Source organism: Serratia sp. PF-27 (genome assembly GCF_030053255.1).
Taxonomy (GTDB): Bacteria; Pseudomonadota; Gammaproteobacteria; order Enterobacterales; family Enterobacteriaceae; genus Serratia; species Serratia bockelmannii.
On sequence record NZ_JASGBT010000021.1, the window covers coordinates 445,241 to 462,639 of the forward strand.

Consider the following 17,399-nt stretch of genomic DNA (forward strand, 5'->3'; position numbering starts at 1 on the left):
CGTTTCAGTTGAAGCACTCTTCAACAGAAATGCCGATGTGACGGCGGTGAAAAACCGCTGAAGCGCGGGAATAATGCAAACTCGGCGATTCACAGCGGGCGGTACGATCCACTACTCTATGCGGGTTAGTGAGACAACCAGTCAGCGCCGGGCGGCGCCGGTGAGTCACCCGGCGTGGACGGCCCTTTTTCAGGAGCAGCATGACCATCCGCATAGCGATAAACGGCTTTGGCCGCATCGGCCGCAGCGTATTGCGCGCACTGTACGAATCGGGACGACGGGCGGAAATCTCCGTGGTGGCGATCAACGAGCTGGCGAACGCCGAAGGCATGGCCCATCTGCTGAAGTACGATTCCAGCCACGGCCGCTTTGCGTGGGATGTGCGGCAAGAGTGCGACACGCTGAGCGTCGGAGACGACGCGATTCGCCTGTTGCACCAGCCGGCGGTGGAGCAGTTGCCCTGGGGCGAGCTGGGCGTCGACGTGGTGCTGGACTGCAGCGGCGTGTACGGCAGCCGGGCGGATGGCGAAGCCCATCTGGCGGCGGGGGCGAAGAAAGTGCTGTTCGCCCATCCGGGCGGCAACGATCTGGACGCCACCATCGTGTTTGGCGTCAACCATCAGACGCTGCTGGCGGAACACCGCATCGTGTCCAACGCCTCGTGCACCACCAACTGCATTATTCCGGTGATCAAGCTGCTGGACGACGCCTACAGCATCGAGTCCGGCACCGTGACCACCATTCACTCGGCGATGAACGATCAGCCGGTGATCGACGCGTATCACGCGGATTTGCGGCGCACCCGCGCGGCGAGCCAGTCGATCATTCCGGTCGATACCAAGCTGGCCGCGGGCATCACCCGCATCTTCCCGCAGTTTTGCGATCGCTTCGAGGCTATCTCGGTGCGCGTGCCGACCATCAACGTGACGGCTATCGATCTTAGCGTCAGCGTGAGCGCCGCGGTGAAGGTGGCGGAGGTCAACCAGCTGTTGCAAAAGGCCGCACGGGAATCATTTCGTGGTATAGTTGACTACACGGAATTACCATTGGTCTCGATCGATTTTAACCATGACCCGCACAGCGCTATCGTCGACGGTACGCAGACCCGGGTCAGCGGGCAGCACCTGATAAAGACCTTGGTCTGGTGCGACAATGAATGGGGCTTTGCCAATCGGATGTTGGATACAACACGGGCAATGGCCGCCAGCGGTTTCTAGTACGGCGGCGCCGGCGTGATGGGCGCGCTGCTCAGGCAATTTTATAGAGATTCAATAAAGAGGGTTCACCATGTCTGTAATTAAGATGACCGATCTGGATCTGGCGGGTAAACGCGTACTGATCCGCTCCGATCTGAACGTGCCGGTAAAAGACGGTAAAGTGACTTCCGACGCGCGTATCCGCGCTTCCCTGCCGACTATCGAAGCTGCGCTGAAGCAAGGCGCCCGCGTGATGGTAACCTCCCACCTGGGTCGTCCTACCGAAGGCGAGTACAACGAAGAATTCTCCCTGCTGCCTGTGGTCAACTACCTGAAAGATCATCTGAAATCCCCAGTGCGTCTGGCGAAGGATTATCTGGATGGCGTCGACGTCGCCGAAGGCGAACTGGTGGTGCTGGAAAACGTTCGCTTCAACAAGGGCGAGAAGAAAGACGACGAAACCCTGTCCAAGAAATACGCGGCGCTGTGCGACGTGTACGTGATGGACGCGTTCGGCACCGCGCACCGCGCGCAGGCTTCCACCCACGGCGTGGGCAAGTTCGCGCCTGTCGCCTGTGCCGGCCCGCTGCTGTCCGCCGAGCTGGAAGCGCTGGGCAAGGCCCTGGGCAACCCGGCCCGTCCGATGGTCGCCATCGTGGGCGGCTCTAAAGTCTCCACCAAACTGACCGTGCTGGATTCCCTGTCCAAAATCGCCGATCAGCTGATCGTCGGCGGCGGCATCGCCAACACCTTCGTGGCGGCGCAGGGCAACAACGTGGGCCAGTCCCTGTACGAACCGGATCTGATCCCGAACGCGCAGAAACTGCTGGAAACCTGCGACATCCCGGTTCCGACCGACGTGCGCGTGGCGACCGAGTTCTCTGAAACCGCGACCGCGACCGTGAAGCAGGCCAACGAGATCCAGGACAACGAGCAAATTCTGGATATGGGCGACGTCTCTGCCGAGCGTCTGGCCGTTATCCTGAAGAACGCCAAGACCATTCTGTGGAATGGCCCGGTTGGCGTATTCGAGTTCCCTAACTTCCGTAAGGGCACCGAAATTGTCGCCCGCGCGATCGCCGATAGCGACGCTTTCTCTATCGCTGGCGGCGGCGACACTCTGGCAGCCATCGATCTGTTCGGTATCGCTGACAAAATTTCCTACATCTCCACCGGCGGTGGCGCATTCCTGGAATTCGTTGAAGGGAAACCGCTGCCTGCAGTCGTGATGCTGGAAGAGCGCGCTAAGCAGTAATTCAGACAACGGGAGGCGAAAGCCGCCCGTTTGTTTTATACCGCGCGGCTCACGCTGCGCGGCGTGAAAACATCGATTTACATCCATCTACGGCCGACGAAACAGGACAAAGTAACATGTCTAAAATTTTTGATTTCGTAAAACCGGGTGTCATCACGGGTGATGACGTTCAGAAAGTCTTCGCAGTTGCTAAAGAGAACAACTTTGCGCTGCCAGCGGTAAACTGCGTGGGTACCGACTCCATCAACGCAGTGCTGGAAGCCGCGGCTAAAGTGCGCGCGCCGGTTATCGTTCAGTTCTCCAACGGCGGCGCCGCATTCATCGCCGGCAAAGGCGTGAAGACCGATGTGCCTCAGGGCGCAGCGATTCTGGGCGCTATCTCTGGCGCACACCACGTTCACCAGATGGCTGAACACTACGGCGTGCCGGTGATCCTGCACACCGACCACTGCGCGAAGAAACTGCTGCCATGGCTGGACGGCCTGCTGGACGCCGGCGAGAAGCACTTCGCCGCTACCGGCAAACCGCTGTTCTCTTCCCATATGATCGATCTGTCTGAAGAATCTCTGGAAGAAAACATCGAGATCTGCAGCGCCTACCTGAAGCGCATGGCCAAAATCGGCATGACGCTGGAAATCGAACTGGGCTGCACCGGCGGTGAAGAAGATGGCGTGGACAACAGCCATATGGACGCTTCCGCTCTGTACACCCAGCCGGAAGACGTGGCTTACGCGTACGAAAAACTGAACGCCATCAGCCCGCGCTTCACCATCGCTGCTTCCTTCGGTAACGTGCACGGCGTGTACAAGCCAGGCAACGTTAAGCTGACTCCGACCATCCTGCGTGATTCTCAGGACTACGTGTCCAAGAAATTCAACCTGCCGCACAACAGCCTGAACTTCGTGTTCCACGGCGGTTCCGGTTCTACCGACGCAGAGATCAAAGAGTCTGTGGGTTACGGCGTGATCAAAATGAACATCGACACCGACACCCAATGGGCGACCTGGGATGGCATCCTGCAGTACTACAAAGCGAACGAAGCTTACCTGCAGGGCCAGCTGGGCAACCCGAAAGGCGCCGATCAGCCGAACAAGAAATACTATGATCCACGCGTATGGCTGCGCGCAGCGCAGACCAGCATGGTGACGCGTCTGGAGCAGGCTTTCAAAGATCTGAACGCGGTAGACGTTCTGTAATCTTCGGCACCTGTTGCACGTGCATAAGGCTCCCTGCGGGGAGCCTTTTTCGTTTTCAGCCCAGCAGGCCGGCACCGACGTTGATCGACAGGCCCAGGATCAGCATGTTGAACACGAACGAAATAACCGACTGCACGAGCGCGATTTTACGCACCTCCGCGGCGCCGACCGCCACGTCGGCCGTTTGCGACGCGACCGCGATGGTGAAGGAGAAGTAGGCGAAGTCCAGATAGGTCGGCTCGGTGAGATTGCCGGGAAACAGCAGCGGCAAAGGATCCTGCTGCGCGCCCTGACGGTAAAACTGATGGGCATAGTGCATGGTGAAGGCGGTCGGCAGCAGCAGCCAGGAGACTGCCAGCGTTGCGCCGGTTAACGCCAGATGTAGCGTTTTCAGCGAGTCGCTGGCCTGTTTGGCGCTGCTCAATTCGAACAGGATCGCCAGAATGCTTACCAGACAACCGAAACTGACCAGCGCCAACACCGTGCTGGCGCTTTCATCCTGTCGCCGAGCGATCTGGCGAATGTGCTGCGGTGTGCTGACCAGCATCAGCCGCCAGAGAAACAGCAGATAGAGCCAGGCCAGCGTATTCCAGCCGATCATTAGGCGCTGCAGCAACGAGAGCTGGGCGGGCAGCAGCAGAAAGCACAGCAGCCCGGCGCCGACGGAAAACAGCAGCCTGGGCCGCACTTGCCAATAGTGTTTGAGCGAAGAGCGAATGTGCATGAAGAACGGATCCCTTGTCGTGAAATAGCCAACGCGCTGTTTTCAGCATAGAAGACGCGGCGGGCGGTTTCGGCTATTTTTAACGCTGACGGTTGGCATGAGCCTTTAATGTTGGTTACCCTTAGGCGGTGGTTTCCTACTGGCTGCCGAGGCCAGTGTATTTTTGCGAGTTTCTCCCGTTAGGGACTGAGTTAGGACGACACGAATGAAAGATTTGAATGTAGTAGACGGCATCAACGGTGCCGGCAACTGGTTGGTGAAGAACCAGGATCTGTTGATCCAGTACGCGGTGAATATCGTCGCCGCCATCGTTATCCTGATCATCGGTTCGATCGTGGCCCGCGTGGTCGGCAATGCGCTGAACCGCGTGATGAAACTGCGCGGCATCGACGCCACGGTGGCAGACTTCCTGTCGGCGATCGTACGTTACGGCGTGCTGGCGTTCACCTTCATCGCGGTGCTGGGGCGCGTCGGCGTGCAGACCACCTCGGTGATCGCCGTGCTGGGTGCCGCCGGTTTGGCCGTCGGTCTGGCGCTGCAAGGCTCGCTGTCTAACTTCGCCGCCGGCGTGCTGCTGGTGATCTTCCGCCCGCTGCGCGTGGGTGAATATGTCGATCTGGGCGGCGTGGCCGGTACCGTCGATCAGGTGCAGATTTTCTCCACCACCCTGCGCACCGCAGACAACAAAACCATCGTGGTGCCAAACGGTAAAATCATCGCCGGCAACATCATCAACTACTCCCGCGAGCCGAACCGCCGTGTGGATATCGTGGTAGGCGTGGCCTACAACGCCGATATCGACGTGGTGAAGAAGGTGCTGGGCGATGTGATCGCCGCCGACAAGCGCATCATGCACGCTAAAGGCGTGACTGTGCGTCTGAACGAGATGGCGCCATCTTCCCTGAACTTTGTGACCCGTTCCTGGACCACCAATGCGGAATACTGGAACGTGTACTTCGATCTGATGGAAAACTTCAAGCGCGCGCTGGATGCCCACAACATCGGCATTCCGTTCCCGCAGATGGACGTGCACCTGTATCGCACTGAAGACGCTTCCGCCAAGGCGGAATAACACAGAAGGGGGCCTTGGCCCCCTTTTTTTACTGCAGGCCGAGACGCTACCGATGGCGTCTCGGCCTTTTCTTTTAGGGCGGTCAGATGTCCGCTGCCGGCTCCGTGAGCGGCACGCGGCGGCGCAGGCTGAGGCGATAAAGCAGGAAGATGGCGGCGGCGCCCAACAGCGCCGGCAGCGCCAGCCAGAGGAAGAACACCTCCGTCGAGCCGGCGGCGGTCATCATCCAGGCGCCGAGCATCGAGCCGACGATCGAACCAAAGCGGCCATTGGCCATGGCCCAACTGACGCCGGTCACGCGGGCTGCGGTCGGGTAAAGGGTGGCGGAAACCAGGTTCAGGCCGTTCTGCGCGCCGGCCACGCCGAAGCCGATAAGGAACACGACGGCGGCCAGCGTGTAGACGTCGCCCATCAGATACCCGGTGGCGCCAATCACCAGCGCGGCACCCAGGTAGGAGACGGCCAGCACGCGGTAGGGCCCGACCCGATCCATCAGCAGCGCCATCAGAATGGCGCCCAGGGTGCCGCCGAGCGGCACCATCGCGCCGATGCGCGAGGCGTGGGCGATATCGAAACCGGCGTCTTTGAGTATCGTCGGCAACCAGCTGGTGAGCAGGTAGAACACGAACAGCGAACAGAAGAACGCCGCCCACAGCAGCAGGGTGCGCACGGCGCGCCCTTCGATAAACAGATGCGAGATCGGTGATTTGATCTGCGCCGGACGCTCGTCATCGACAATCGTCACACCGGCCCAACGCTGGCCGGTGATACGCTCGACCACCCGGCGCAGCCGATCGGCATGTTTGGCGCTGGCGGCCATAAAGCGTACTGATTCGGGCATCTGCCAGGCCAACAGCGGCAGCAGCGCCAACGGCGCGATGCCACCGACCAGCAGCAGGCCGCGCCAGCCGAACGCCGGGATAATCTGCCCGGCCAGCAGGCCGCCCAGGGCTAACCCAGCGGTAAAGCCGCTCCAGCTCAAGGTGACCATCAGCATGCGGCGGCGCGCCGGTGAGTACTCCGAGCTGAGGGTGATGCAAGTTGGTATTGCGCCCCCGAGGCCAATGCCGGTGATGAAGCGCAGCAGGGTCAGGGATTCGATCGAATGCGTGTAGGCCGAAGCCAGGGTGCAGCCGCCAAACACCAGCACCGCGACGAGCAGCACGCGTTTGCGGCCGAAGGCGTCGGCGATCGGCCCGAACAGCAGGCTGCCGATCAGCAGGCCGAACAGCCCCGCACCGAAGGCGGGAGAGAGCTGAGCGGGCAGCAGATCCCACTCTTCGCGCAGCGCCGGGGCGATATAGCCGATGATGGCGGTATCGAAACCGTCCAGCAGGGCAATGAGGAAACACAGGGTGAGGATCAGGATTTGGTAGGGGGAGATCCTGGCGCGATCGATGATTTCGCTGATGCGAGCGGTATTTGGGCTCATGGTTATTCCACTGTTATTCGGCTGGTGTGGGCTGGCTGAGGGCTGTTCAGGCCAGGCCTGAACCAAAACCGCTGTGGCTGGCATCGCGTAGAAATCCGAGTATACACCAGAGCGGGGACGTTGCGGGGAGGGGGAATTGATGATAATCGCCCGCCACAGGAGGTGCCTGTGGCGGGCGCTGGCAAGGTTATTTGGCTAACAGCTCTCGGCGCACGATCTCGGCACCTGCGCTTAACGCATTCAGCTTGCCGCGGGCGACCTGACGGGGCAGGGGGGCCATGCCGCAGTTGGTCGACGGATAGAGCTTGTCGGCATCGACAAACTGCAGCGCTTTGCGCAGCGTAGCGGCCACTTCCTCTGGCGTCTCAATGGCATGATTCGCTACGTCGATGGCGCCGACCATCACCTTTTTGCCGCGGATCAGTTCAAGCAGGTCCATCGGCACGTGCGAGTTATGGCACTCCAGGGAGATGATATCGATGTTGGACGTTTGCAGTTTCGGAAACGCCTCTTCATATTGCCGCCATTCCGAGCCCAGCGTCTTTTTCCAGTCGGTATTGGCTTTAATCCCATATCCATAGCAGATATGTACGGCGGTTTCACACTTAAGCCCTTCAATGGCTCTTTCCAGGGCGGCAATGCCCCAGTCATTCACCTCGTCAAAGAACACGTTAAATGCGGGCTCATCAAACTGAATAATGTCGACGCCGGCGGCCTCGAGCTCTTTAGCTTCCTGATTGAGGATCTTGGCGAACTCCCAGGCCAATTTCTCGCGGCTTTTATAGTGGTTGTCATAAAGCGTGTCGATCATGGTCATCGGCCCCGGCAGGGCCCATTTAATCGGCTGCTTGGTCAGCTGGCGTAAAAATTTGGCGTCTTCAACGAAAACGGGTTTTTGGCGCGAGACCGCCCCCACAACGGTTGGCACGCTCGCCTCGTAGCGATTGCGGATTTTAACCACTTCGCGTTTCTCGAAATCGACGCCGCTGAGGTGTTCGATAAACGTCGTGACGAAGTGCTGGCGCGTTTGCTCGCCATCGCTGACGATATCAATGCCGGCCTGTTGTTGCTCTGCCAGCGACAAACGCAAGGCGTCCTGTTTCCCTTCGATTAATTCTTCATTCTGCAATTTCCAAGGCGACCACAGGGTTTCCGGTTGGGCCAGCCAGACAGGTTTGGGCAAGCTGCCGGCGGTCGACGTAGGGAGCAATATTTTCATAATAGATGACCTGTATTTGAGTGAATCAAAGCGCGTAGTGAGCAGACCATTGCTCAAGAAGAGGTTTGTAGGGTTTGATAAATTGCTCTTCCGTAAATTTCCCCTGCTCAATCGCTAACTGGCTACGCTCTTCGCGATCGTAAACAATCTTGGTTAATGAATGATCCTGGTTATTCAGGCTTGGCTGATAGCATTGCCCCGCCGCCGAGTTGGCATTGTAAATTTCAGGCCGATAAATTTTCTGGAAGGTCTCCATCGTGCTGATGGTGCCGATCAGTTCCAGATCGGTGTAATCGCTCAGCAAATCCCCGGGGAAATAAAACGCCAGGGGCGCGACGCTATTTTTCGGCATGAAGTAGCGCACCTGCAGGCCCATTTTTTTAAAATACCGGTCGGTCAGCGAAGCGCCGTCTTGCCGATACTCGTCGCCCAACACCGGGTGTTGATTGCCCGTCCGATGGTAGGTGTCTTTGCTGGACACGCTGAGGCAGATCACCGGCGGTTTGCTGAAATTTTCATGGTATTCGTTTGAATTGACGAAGTGCTTAAAGATATTGCCGTGCAAATCGCCGAAATCATCCGGAATGGTAAATTCCGCCGTGTTTTTATTGTGCGCCGGCAGCAAGACGCTAAAGTCGTAGTCGCGCACGTAAGAGGAGAAATTGTTCCCAACGATGCCCTCGATACGCTTTTGCGTTTTTTTATCAATGATGTTGGTTTTCAGGATTTCGATCACCGGGAAGCTGGCACCCCGATCTTCAACGCGCATCTCAACCGAAATGATTTCAAGTTCGACCGAATAGCGGTCGGCCTTGGGGTTATCCCAATGCGCCAACGAATTGAAGCGGTTGTTAATCATCACCAGCGTGTTGCGCAGGTTCTCCCGGCGGTTTTCCCCTCTGGCCAAATTGGCGAAGTTGGTGGTGATACGCGTACTTTCAGAAGGGTTATAATCTTCATTGAAAGAACTGCTCTTAATCGTAAAGGTAAAGTCTCTATTCATCGTCTTATAGCATCCTGTTATATGATATGAAGGCTGGATTTATCCATTTCTTTCAATGGGTTGTTTTTCTCTTTTTTCATTCAGCCGATTTCATATTGTCTGTCTTTAATGAGGTCTATTTTTGCCAGAGTCCCGCAGGGAGTGAAAGAGACTTAATTTCATTACCACATGAGCGCTATTCATGATCTGGCGTTCGGGTCGGTTTATCGCCGTTGCCCTGCAGCGCAAACCGCCAACGTACCGGGCCGGCAACCTGGTGCAGCCTGAAAAATTACGGGTATAATCCCCCCATGATCCCACGGCTTCAGACACGAACATGACAAAACTCACCTTACAAGAGCAGATGCTCAAAGCGGGCTTGGTAACCAGCAAGAAAATGGCCAAAGTCCAAAGAACGGCTAAAAAATCACGCGTTCAGGCCCGTGAGGCCAGAGAGGCGGTGGAAGAGAATAAAAAGGCGCAGCTTGAGCGCGATAAAGCGCTGAACGAGCAGCAAAAGCAAGCCGCGCTGTCCAAAGAATACAAGGCGCAGGTGAAGCAACTGATCGAGATGAACCGCATCGTTCTGGCGAAAGGTGATATCGGTTTCAACTTCACCGACGGCAACCTGATCAAGAAAATCCTGGTGGATAAGGCGACGCAGACTCAGCTGATCAATGGCCGTCTCGCCATTGCCCGCTTGGTGGTCGAGAACCGGGAAGAGTGTGAATACGCGATTATCCCCGCGAGCGTCGCCGATAAAATCGCGCAGCGCGATGCGGCCAGCATTGTGTTGCACAGCGCGCTGAGTCAGGAAGAGCAGGATGAAGACGATCCGTACGCCGACTTTAAAGTGCCCGACGATTTGATGTGGTAAGCCGCGTTCAGAACGGCGCGGCGTGACGAGCGGCGATCCGCTCTCCGCTGATGGGGTGCATAAAGTCCAGCTCGCTGGCGTGCAGCATCAGCCGCGGCGTCTGCTCGGTCCCCGGCAGCAGGCGCCCGCCGTACAGATCACAGCCTAAAATAGGGTGGCCCAACTGCCGGCTGTGAATACGCAGCTGGTGGGTGCGCCCGGTCTCTGGGGTGAGCTGCACCCGCGTCAGCGGCAGCGAGATCCCGCCTTCCGTTTCACGATAAAAACGCTCGACGACCCGATAGCGGGAGCGGGCGGGCTTGCCGTGAAGGGCGCAAATCGACATCAGCGGGAACAGCGCCGGATCTTTGGCGATCGCCGCGTCTATGACCCCTTCGTTATCCGCCAGATGGCCGCAAAGCAGCGCGCTGTACACTTTGCTGACGGTGCGCTCGCTGAACTGCCGGCAGAGCGCGGCGTTGGCGGCCTTGTTGCGGGCCACCACCATCAACCCGGACGTGCCGAAATCCAGGCGGTGCACCAGGGCGCAGCCGGGGAAGATCTGTACCAGCCGGTGGTGTACCGAATCGAGATTCTGCGGATTCTTGCCCGAGAGGCTGAGCAGCCCGGCCGGTTTATTGATCAGCGCCAGATGATCGTCCTGATAGAGGATCTCTATTTGGTCATGGCATGGCGGGGCGATAAAGGTATCGGTGATCGTAGACATCGGGCGGCCGGCTGGAGGGGGGGTGCGGATGATAGCGAATTTCGCGTCGATGAGCGAATGCGGTTTTCGTTACACTGCGCCTCATGCCCGTTGGCACCCGATGCGGCAAAGCATCGGGTGCCACGGTTAAGTCCCCGGCGCTCTACTGCCCGTAGTAGGCATTTTGGCCGTGTTTGCGCAGGTAGTGTTTGTCCAACAGCTCGCGCTGCATGCTGTGAATGCCCGGCGTCAGCTGGCGCGAGAAAATGCCCATGTAGGCAATTTCTTCCAGCACCACCGCATTATGCACCGCGTTGTGGGCGTCTTTGCCCCAGGCGAAGGGGCCGTGGGCATTGACCAGTACCGCCGGGATCGCGTTGGGATTGATATCGCGCTGGCGGAAGGTTTCGATAATCACCTTGCCGGTTTCCAGTTCGTAATCGTGCTCAATTTCATCCTGGGTCATCAGGCGAGTGCAGGGGATAGCGCCATAAAAATAGTCGGCGTGGGTGGTTCCCCAGGCGGGGATGTCCAGCCCGGCCTGCGCCCAGATGGTAGCGTGGCGCGAATGGGTGTGGACGATGCCGCCGATATCGGCAAATTCGCGGTACAGCGCCAGATGGGTGGCGGTGTCCGACGACGGTTTTTTTGCCCCCTCGACGGTGCGGCCGCTGGCCAGATCGACCACCACCATATCCTCCGCCGTCATATGCTCGTATTCAACGCCTGACGGCTTGATCACCACCAGACCGCGTTCGCGATCCACCGCGCTGACGTTGCCCCAGGTAAAGGTCACCAGCTTATGGCGCGGCAGATCGAGATTGGCCTCCAGCACCTGTTGTTTTAACTGAGTTAGCATGCCATGCCCCCTTGTTGCATTTTCTGTTCGATCCAGCGGCGGGCCTGAACGATCTCGGCCACCGGCTCCTCGGCTTTTTCTGTCCACATCTCAATCAGGAATGCGCCGCGGTAATTGAGGCGCTGCAGCGTGCGAAACACCTCGACGAAGTCGACGCAGCCTTCGCCAAACGGCACGTCACGGAATTGCCCCGGCGAAGCGGCGGTGACCGGGTAGGTGTCTTTCAGGTGAATGGCGGCGATGCGATCGATGCCCAGCTCCAATTCACGCGGCACGTCGTTGCCCCAGGCGCTGAGGTTGCCGACGTCCGGATACACCGTGAACCACGGCGAGGCCAGCAGGGCATCCCAGGCTTTCCATTTACCGATTGAGTTCATAAAGGCGGTGTCCATAATTTCCACCGCCAGCATCACCTGGGCGGCGGCGGCACGGTCTACCGCCCACTGCATGCCTTCGCTAAAGCGCGCCAGCGTCCCCTCGTCCTGCTCTTCGTAATACACGTCGTAGCCGGCCAGCTGGATGGTGCGGATACCGACGTCTTGGGCCAGCTGAATGGCCTGTTCCATCACGTCGAAGGCGCGCTGTCGCAGCGCCGGATCGTGGCTGCCAAACGGAAAGCGCCGGTGGCCGGAGAGGCACATCGACGGGATGCGAATGCCGGTTTCCAGCATGGCGTCCACCAGCGCCAGGCGCTGCGCCTTGCTCCAGCTCAGGCGCGCCAGACGTTCATCGCTTTCGTCCACCGACATTTCGACGAAGTCGAAGCCGCAGGCCTTGGCCAGCGCCAGGCGTTCGGGCCAGCTCAGGTGTTTCGGCAGCGCTTTCTCGTAAATTCCCAACGGGTGCTGACGCATATCATGATCTCCAGATGTCATCGATGGCGGTGCGGAACTGCCTGGCGGCCGCCGGCGGATCACCGACCTCGGCCAGCGCGCGGCCGGCGATAAAGGCGGTGACGGCGATTTCTTTAAACAGCTGCAGGTCGGCGGGCGTGATGCCGCCGGTCACCGACAGCTCGATGCCCAGATCGGACAGCGCCTTCATCCGATCCAGATCCTGCCGGCCCCAGGTTTGCCCGCTGGCCTGCGCGTCGCGGCCGCGGTGATAGATCGCCTGACGAATGCCGAGGCCGCGCCATTGCCGCGCATCCTCCAATGTCCAGCGGCCGAACAGTTCGATCTGGATTTCACCGCCGTGACGCTCGGCGACCTCCCGCGCGCTGGCCATGGTGGCCAACGGCGCGGCGCAGATCACCGTCATCCAGTCCGCGCCCTGGCCGAAGGCCTGATCGGCCAGCGTCGCACCGGCGTCGGCCACCTTGAGATCGGCCACCAGCGTGTGCTGCGGACAGCGTTCACGCAGCGCGCTAACCGCCTGAATACCGGCGCTGATGCACAAAATGGTACCGGCCTCGATGATGTCCACATGGGGGCTGAGGGTCTCGGCGGTGCGCAGCGCCGTATCCAAACGGGTTTGATCGAGCGCCAGCTGCAGGCGCGGTTTCGTGCTCATGGGGCCTCCTTGTTGGCGGGCTGCAGATTTTGCAATGCAGCAATCAGCGCCTGATAACGTTGGTGTTTGTGGTCGTAAGCTTCGGCGGCGGCCGCATCAGGCAGCAGCCGCTCGATACGCGGCGCCAGCCGGTGCTGGGCGGCGGTGAAATCGTTGAAGACGCCGCTGCCGACCATGGCCGCCATCGCCGCGCCCAGACAGCCGGTTTCTTCCACCTGCGGCAGCTCAACCGGCAGGCCGCTGACGTCGGCGAACATTTGCATCCAGGGGCGGGATTTGGCGGGGCCGCCGGTCACGCGCAGCGCCTGCGCCTCAGGGAAACGCCGGCGCATACGGTTAAGGTGCGTCATGTGGCAGAACACCACGCCTTCGTAGATCGCCTGCACCAGGTGCTCGCGCTGGTGGAAGGCCTGCAGGCCGTAGAAGCTGGCGCTCAGCCCCAGGCCGGCGTTGGAGCCATACAGGAAAGGGGCGAACAGCAGATCGCCGGCGGCTTTCGGCAGGGCGGCGACCCAGCGGTTAAGCTGGTCGTAGTCCTGCAGCCCCCATTGGTGACAGAACCACTCCAGGTTGGCGGCGGAAGTGGGGCTGGCTTCGTGCACGATGTATTGGCCGTTTTCGGCGTGGCGGCCATAGACAAAGGGATGATCGAAACCCTCGATGATGGCGTCGGTGATGCCGCTGGTGACCGACCAGGTCCCCATCACCGCGTTGAGCCGGGTTTCGTCCTGCAGGCCGGCGCACAACGCGGTGGACACCACGTCGAACAACCCGCCGACCACCGGAGTGCCGGTTTGCAGGCCGGTGATGGCCGCGGCGTTTGCCTCGACGCGCCCGGCGATCTCGGCCGAACCGACAATCGTCGGCAGGGCGGGCATGATGTCGCCGATACCCAGCAGCTGCGCCAGCGCCGGGTCATAGCGTCCGCTGCGCATCTGATACAGGTTGGATTCGGAGATATTGGTTTCTTCGCAGGCCAGCTCGCCGGTCAGGCAATAGCGCAGGTAGTCGTGCGCCATCAGCACGCTGCCGATGCGGGCGTAACGTTCCGGCTGATGCCGCTTCAGCCAGCGCAGCAGCGAAACCGGGTGCCCGGTCCACAGCGTTTGGCGCGTTTGCGGATACAGCGCCTGCGGCACGCCCTGTCGCTGCCATTCCTGCACCAGCGCCAGCGCGCGCTGATCGGAAGAGAGCATGGCGTTACCCAGCGGCTGCCCCTGCTTATCCAGCAGAAACGCCCCCTTACCCTGCGCCGAGATGCCGATGGCCTGGATGGCGCCGGCAGCGACGCCGCTGGCGGACAGCACTTCACGGATCACGTCGGCGGCGGTGCGCCACAGCGATGCCATATCGCGCTCGGCCCAGCTGGGCTGCGGCGCGACGATCGCCAGATTGCGCCGCGCAACGCCGTGTTCATGGCCCCTGCGGTCGTATAATCCCGCCTTGATGAAGGTGCCGCCGCAGTCGAGCCCCAGCCAATATTCCATCATTCGCTCCTCGCGCTGTGGTCGCATTTATTGGGCAGCATCAACGCCAGCACGGAGGCGATCGCCAACGAGGCCGCCAGGCTGTAGACGCCGACATCCTTGTTGAACAGGCTGATCAGGACGCCGACCATATACGGGCCGCAAAAGCCGCCGAGGTTGCCCAGCGCATTGATCACGCCGCGCGCGCCGCCGGCCACTTCGGCGTTGAACAATTTGGGCGGGATGGTCCAGAACACCCCGGCCGCCGCCTGAATGAATACGCCGCAGCCGACCAGCGCAGCGTAAGACCACCAGATGTGATCCTTCAGCAGCACCGACAGCGCCATGCAGGCGGCAAAGCAGGCCAGCGGCAGGGCGACGAAGACTTTGCGCTTACCGGTGCGATCGGAGAGGGTGGAGATGATCAGCATGCCGAAGATGGCGCCGATATAGGGCAAGATAGCCAGCAGGCCCACTTGCTCCATATCGCCGTGGGTCAGCCCTTTCAAAATGGTCGGCAGCCACAGGGTGTAACCGTAGATACCGGTCTGGTAGAAGAAATTCACCAGGATCAGCTGCCACATGATCCGATCGCCCAGCACCCGGCGCAGCGAGGCGTTGCGCACCGTTTTTCCTTTGATCAGCAGCTGTTCGTCGTGCAGGGTCTTCACCAGATACTCTTTCTCCGCCTGCGAGATCCATTTGGCTTCCTGCGGCCGGTTGCTGATGGTGAAGTACCACAGCGCCATCACCACCAGCGACAGAGCCCCCTCCACCAGAAACAGCATGCGCCAGTCCCAGGCGGTGATGATCCAACCCGACAGCGGGGCGGTGAGAATGCCGGCGATCGGCACGAACATGATGACGATGGCGTTGGCGCGGCCGCGCTCCTTATCCGGGAACCAGTTGCTGATCATGGTCAGCACCACCGGCAGCATGCCGCCTTCGGAAACGCCGAGGGCGAAGCGCAGGAACAGCAGCTGGTACTGGTTGGTGACCAGCCCGGTCAGCACCGAGATCACCGCCCAGGCCAACAGTGACCAGCCGATGAATTTCTTGCCGTTGCCGTATACCGCCAGCTTGCCGCCGGGCACCTGCAGAAACAGGTAACCGATAAAGAAGATGCCGCCGGCCAGCCCGGCCATCGAGGCGGTGATGCCGAGTTCGTCATCCATGCCGCCGGGCATGGCGAAGGCGATGTTGACCCGATCCATGTAAGAAATGATGCAGGTGATGAGGATCGGCGGCACGATCCTCAGCCAGCGGAGCTTGGGAATAGCCTGGCTTTGGCTGACGGAAACGGAGGCTGTATTCATAAGGACCTCTTTCGATGTTCACTTTTTTGTAGGGTCGGGCGTTATTGTTTTGCTTAATTTGGGCGCAAGGGCGCCCGCACAGGCCTCATGGACCGGTGTTGTTATCGTTACGGGTGCTGCGTCTATCGGGCGCTAAACGACGCCAGCGGTATCTTCACCACCACCTTGCGTATCGCGCAGGGGCGTTGGTTAATGCAGGCCGGGCGATGCACGTCCTGCGGAAAAAATACCGCGAAATTGCCGGGGCGCATCGTGAGCCAGGATTCGTCGGCCACGTCCTGATAAAACAGGATGTCGCGCTGCGCCAGCAGTTCCTGATGAATGACGTTGTCGCCGTTGTCCGCCGCTACGCCGATAAGCTCGGTACCGCTGACCAGAAACTGCACGTCGACGTTTTGCCGGTGGACTTCCGGGCGTAGCGCATCCGGTGGTTGGGTATGCAGATCCAGCACTTGCACCACGTAGCCGGTGGCGGGATCTTCATAGCGCCCTGCGGGCAAGACGCTGAAATCGGTGCGCTGCAAATAGGCGACGGCGTTGGCGACCGGCGTCGGGTACTGCTCGGGCGCGGTGTTGGCGATGTGGCCGAATATCATGATGATCCTCCCGTTACAGCGCCTGAATGCGCGCCCAGACTCGTTCGTCAACCGGAATGCCGTCGCGCAGGTTTTCTTCCAGAATGCGCGGGAACTTGTGGCCCGGCAGGCGAATGGCGACGTCGGGGTTGTCCCGTTCGGCGCTGGTGACGTAATCCATGATGCGCTGCAGTTTTTGATCGCGGCTGTCGCCGTCGATCAACCGGTCTATCTCAATTGCGATGAACACCTGCGAGACGCCGTATTCGTCGCGGTGATCTTCCGTCACTTCCGCCACCGAGGCGCCGCCGGACAGCAGGGTGGCGATCATGTCCAGCACGATCGACAGCGCCGATCCTTTCCAATACCCCATTGGCAAAATGCGCCGGTTCTCTTCGATGGTGGCCGGATCGCGGGTCAGGCGGCCGTCGTTGTCGAAGCCGCCGTCCACCGGCAGGGTTTTGCCCGCCAGCCGGTTCAGCTCCAGCGCGCCGTAGGAAAACATCGACATCGACATGTCCACCATGGTGATCGGGTTGCCGGGCACGGCGACGATCAGCGGGTTGGTGCCGATACGGCACGTTTTGGCGCCCCACGGTGGCATCACGGCGATCGAGTTGGTCCAGCAAATGCCGATATAGCCTTTCTCCGCCGCCTGCCAGCCGTAACCGCCGCCGCGCATCCAATGGTTGGCGTTGCGCAGCGCCACCAGGCCGATGCCATGCTCGTCGGCTAACTGCATGGCGCGATCCATCATGCGGCGGGCGGTAAGGTTGCCGATGCCCTGGTGCGCATCCCATTGCTCGATCGCCCCCAGAGACAACAGTTTGCTGGGTTCGGCGTCCGGCACGATATCGCCGGCGTCCAGCTGCTGAATAAAGCGCGGAAAGCGGTTAACGCCGTGGGAGTAAACGCCGCTGGCGGTGGTGTCGGCGAACATGCCGGCGCAGTCGTCGGCGATAGGTTCCGCCACGCCGCGCGCCAGCAGCACGCGTTTGAATTGCTGTTTTAACTCGCTGTAACTCACTCTCAT

General features: G+C 60.1%; 17 protein-coding genes. 5 read left to right on the forward strand and 12 right to left on the reverse strand.

Annotation, left to right across the window (positions count from 1 at the left end):
* The first annotated feature begins 200 nt into the window (after window positions 1-200).
* From epd to fbaA, 3 genes are all read left to right on the forward strand, one after another.
* Entirely contained in the window at window positions 201-1,217 is a 1,017-nt protein-coding gene (gene epd / locus QMZ29_RS17200; RefSeq protein WP_004931582.1) for an erythrose-4-phosphate dehydrogenase, read from the forward strand.
* A gap of 70 nt (window positions 1,218-1,287) precedes the next feature.
* Entirely contained in the window at window positions 1,288-2,451 is a 1,164-nt protein-coding gene (gene pgk, locus QMZ29_RS17205) for a phosphoglycerate kinase (RefSeq protein ID WP_025160206.1), read from the forward strand.
* 116 nt (window positions 2,452-2,567) lie between these two features.
* Window positions 2,568-3,647: a class II fructose-bisphosphate aldolase gene (fbaA, locus tag QMZ29_RS17210; protein ID WP_025304179.1), complete on the forward strand. Its 1,080-nt coding sequence runs from the start codon at window positions 2,568-2,570 to the stop codon at window positions 3,645-3,647.
* 55 nt (window positions 3,648-3,702) lie between these two features.
* Here fbaA and QMZ29_RS17215 read toward each other — a convergent pair whose 3' ends face one another.
* Window positions 3,703-4,371 carry a DUF1345 domain-containing protein gene (locus QMZ29_RS17215; RefSeq protein ID WP_025304178.1) on the reverse strand — a complete coding sequence of 223 codons (669 nt, stop codon included), beginning with the start codon at window positions 4,369-4,371 and terminating at the stop codon, window positions 3,703-3,705.
* 205 nt (window positions 4,372-4,576) lie between these two features.
* On the opposite strand from QMZ29_RS17215, the gene mscS reads away from it, so the two are divergent.
* A complete protein-coding gene (mscS, locus tag QMZ29_RS17220) occupies window positions 4,577-5,443 on the forward strand; it encodes a small-conductance mechanosensitive channel MscS (protein WP_025304177.1) in 867 nt (288 codons plus the stop codon).
* An 82-nt stretch (window positions 5,444-5,525) separates the two neighbouring features.
* Here mscS and QMZ29_RS17225 read toward each other — a convergent pair whose 3' ends face one another.
* The 3 genes from QMZ29_RS17225 to QMZ29_RS17235 form a co-directional block, all read right to left on the reverse strand.
* Complete coding sequence (locus tag QMZ29_RS17225) at window positions 5,526-6,875, reverse strand: MFS transporter (RefSeq protein ID WP_049206153.1); 1,350 nt, start codon at window positions 6,873-6,875, stop codon at window positions 5,526-5,528.
* Window positions 6,876-7,062: 187 nt separating this feature from the next.
* Entirely contained in the window at window positions 7,063-8,094 is a 1,032-nt protein-coding gene (locus tag QMZ29_RS17230) for a methionine synthase (RefSeq protein WP_049206152.1), read from the reverse strand.
* A gap of 25 nt (window positions 8,095-8,119) precedes the next feature.
* Window positions 8,120-9,097 carry a DUF1852 domain-containing protein gene (locus tag QMZ29_RS17235; protein ID WP_193402926.1) on the reverse strand — a complete coding sequence of 326 codons (978 nt, stop codon included), beginning with the start codon at window positions 9,095-9,097 and terminating at the stop codon, window positions 8,120-8,122.
* Between the two features lie 316 nt (window positions 9,098-9,413).
* On the opposite strand from QMZ29_RS17235, the gene QMZ29_RS17240 reads away from it, so the two are divergent.
* Entirely contained in the window at window positions 9,414-9,953 is a 540-nt protein-coding gene (locus QMZ29_RS17240; protein WP_025304173.1) for a DUF2058 domain-containing protein, read from the forward strand.
* Window positions 9,954-9,960: 7 nt separating this feature from the next.
* On the opposite strand, the gene QMZ29_RS17245 is transcribed toward QMZ29_RS17240, so the two are convergent.
* The 8 genes from QMZ29_RS17245 to yiaK form a co-directional block, all read right to left on the reverse strand.
* Window positions 9,961-10,659, reverse strand: coding sequence for an RluA family pseudouridine synthase (locus QMZ29_RS17245; protein WP_261426762.1), 699 nt, complete (start codon window positions 10,657-10,659; stop codon window positions 9,961-9,963).
* 142 nt (window positions 10,660-10,801) lie between these two features.
* Window positions 10,802-11,497, reverse strand: coding sequence for an L-ribulose-5-phosphate 4-epimerase (gene araD / locus QMZ29_RS17250; protein ID WP_049199294.1), 696 nt, complete (start codon window positions 11,495-11,497; stop codon window positions 10,802-10,804).
* A complete protein-coding gene (locus QMZ29_RS17255; RefSeq protein WP_261426766.1) occupies window positions 11,491-12,351 on the reverse strand; it encodes an L-ribulose-5-phosphate 3-epimerase in 861 nt (286 codons plus the stop codon). Before QMZ29_RS17255 ends, araD begins: the two co-directional genes overlap by 7 nt.
* Window position 12,352: 1 nt before the next feature.
* Complete coding sequence (ulaD, locus tag QMZ29_RS17260; protein WP_197824422.1) at window positions 12,353-13,009, reverse strand: 3-keto-L-gulonate-6-phosphate decarboxylase UlaD; 657 nt, start codon at window positions 13,007-13,009, stop codon at window positions 12,353-12,355.
* A complete protein-coding gene (locus tag QMZ29_RS17265; RefSeq protein WP_282980745.1) occupies window positions 13,006-14,496 on the reverse strand; it encodes an FGGY-family carbohydrate kinase in 1,491 nt (496 codons plus the stop codon). Before QMZ29_RS17265 ends, ulaD begins: the two co-directional genes overlap by 4 nt.
* Window positions 14,496-15,791, reverse strand: a complete 1,296-nt coding sequence (locus QMZ29_RS17270; RefSeq protein WP_025304167.1) for an MFS transporter — start codon at window positions 15,789-15,791, stop codon at window positions 14,496-14,498. The genes QMZ29_RS17265 and QMZ29_RS17270 overlap by 1 nt, the downstream gene beginning before the upstream one ends.
* A gap of 122 nt (window positions 15,792-15,913) precedes the next feature.
* The gene (locus QMZ29_RS17275) at window positions 15,914-16,387 is read right to left on the reverse strand and encodes a NanQ anomerase/TabA/YiaL family protein (RefSeq protein WP_025304166.1); all 474 of its coding nucleotides are present in this window, start codon (window positions 16,385-16,387) and stop codon (window positions 15,914-15,916) included.
* A 13-nt stretch (window positions 16,388-16,400) separates the two neighbouring features.
* Window positions 16,401-17,399: a 3-dehydro-L-gulonate 2-dehydrogenase gene (yiaK, locus tag QMZ29_RS17280; protein WP_043142670.1), complete on the reverse strand. Its 999-nt coding sequence runs from the start codon at window positions 17,397-17,399 to the stop codon at window positions 16,401-16,403.

Bases quoted from the DNA above. Each gene is read 5' to 3' on its own strand.
- epd (WP_004931582.1), top strand. From the start codon at position 201: ATGACCATCCGCATAGCGATAAACGGCTTTGGCCGCATCGGCCGCAGC.
- pgk (WP_025160206.1), top strand. From the start codon at position 1,288: ATGTCTGTAATTAAGATGACCGATCTGGATCTGGCGGGTAAACGCGTA.
- fbaA (WP_025304179.1), top strand. From the start codon at position 2,568: ATGTCTAAAATTTTTGATTTCGTAAAACCGGGTGTCATCACGGGTGAT.
- QMZ29_RS17215 (WP_025304178.1), bottom strand. From the start codon at position 4,371: ATGCACATTCGCTCTTCGCTCAAACACTATTGGCAAGTGCGGCCCAGG.
- mscS (WP_025304177.1), top strand. From the start codon at position 4,577: ATGAAAGATTTGAATGTAGTAGACGGCATCAACGGTGCCGGCAACTGG.
- QMZ29_RS17225 (WP_049206153.1), bottom strand. From the start codon at position 6,875: ATGAGCCCAAATACCGCTCGCATCAGCGAAATCATCGATCGCGCCAGG.
- QMZ29_RS17230 (WP_049206152.1), bottom strand. From the start codon at position 8,094: ATGAAAATATTGCTCCCTACGTCGACCGCCGGCAGCTTGCCCAAACCT.
- QMZ29_RS17235 (WP_193402926.1), bottom strand. From the start codon at position 9,097: ATGAATAGAGACTTTACCTTTACGATTAAGAGCAGTTCTTTCAATGAA.
- QMZ29_RS17240 (WP_025304173.1), top strand. From the start codon at position 9,414: ATGACAAAACTCACCTTACAAGAGCAGATGCTCAAAGCGGGCTTGGTA.
- QMZ29_RS17245 (WP_261426762.1), bottom strand. From the start codon at position 10,659: ATGTCTACGATCACCGATACCTTTATCGCCCCGCCATGCCATGACCAA.
- araD (WP_049199294.1), bottom strand. From the start codon at position 11,497: ATGCTAACTCAGTTAAAACAACAGGTGCTGGAGGCCAATCTCGATCTG.
- QMZ29_RS17255 (WP_261426766.1), bottom strand. From the start codon at position 12,351: ATGCGTCAGCACCCGTTGGGAATTTACGAGAAAGCGCTGCCGAAACAC.
- ulaD (WP_197824422.1), bottom strand. From the start codon at position 13,009: ATGAGCACGAAACCGCGCCTGCAGCTGGCGCTCGATCAAACCCGTTTG.
- QMZ29_RS17265 (WP_282980745.1), bottom strand. From the start codon at position 14,496: ATGGAATATTGGCTGGGGCTCGACTGCGGCGGCACCTTCATCAAGGCG.
- QMZ29_RS17270 (WP_025304167.1), bottom strand. From the start codon at position 15,791: ATGAATACAGCCTCCGTTTCCGTCAGCCAAAGCCAGGCTATTCCCAAG.
- QMZ29_RS17275 (WP_025304166.1), bottom strand. From the start codon at position 16,387: ATGATATTCGGCCACATCGCCAACACCGCGCCCGAGCAGTACCCGACG.
- yiaK (WP_043142670.1), bottom strand. From the start codon at position 17,399: ATGAGAGTGAGTTACAGCGAGTTAAAACAGCAATTCAAACGCGTGCTG.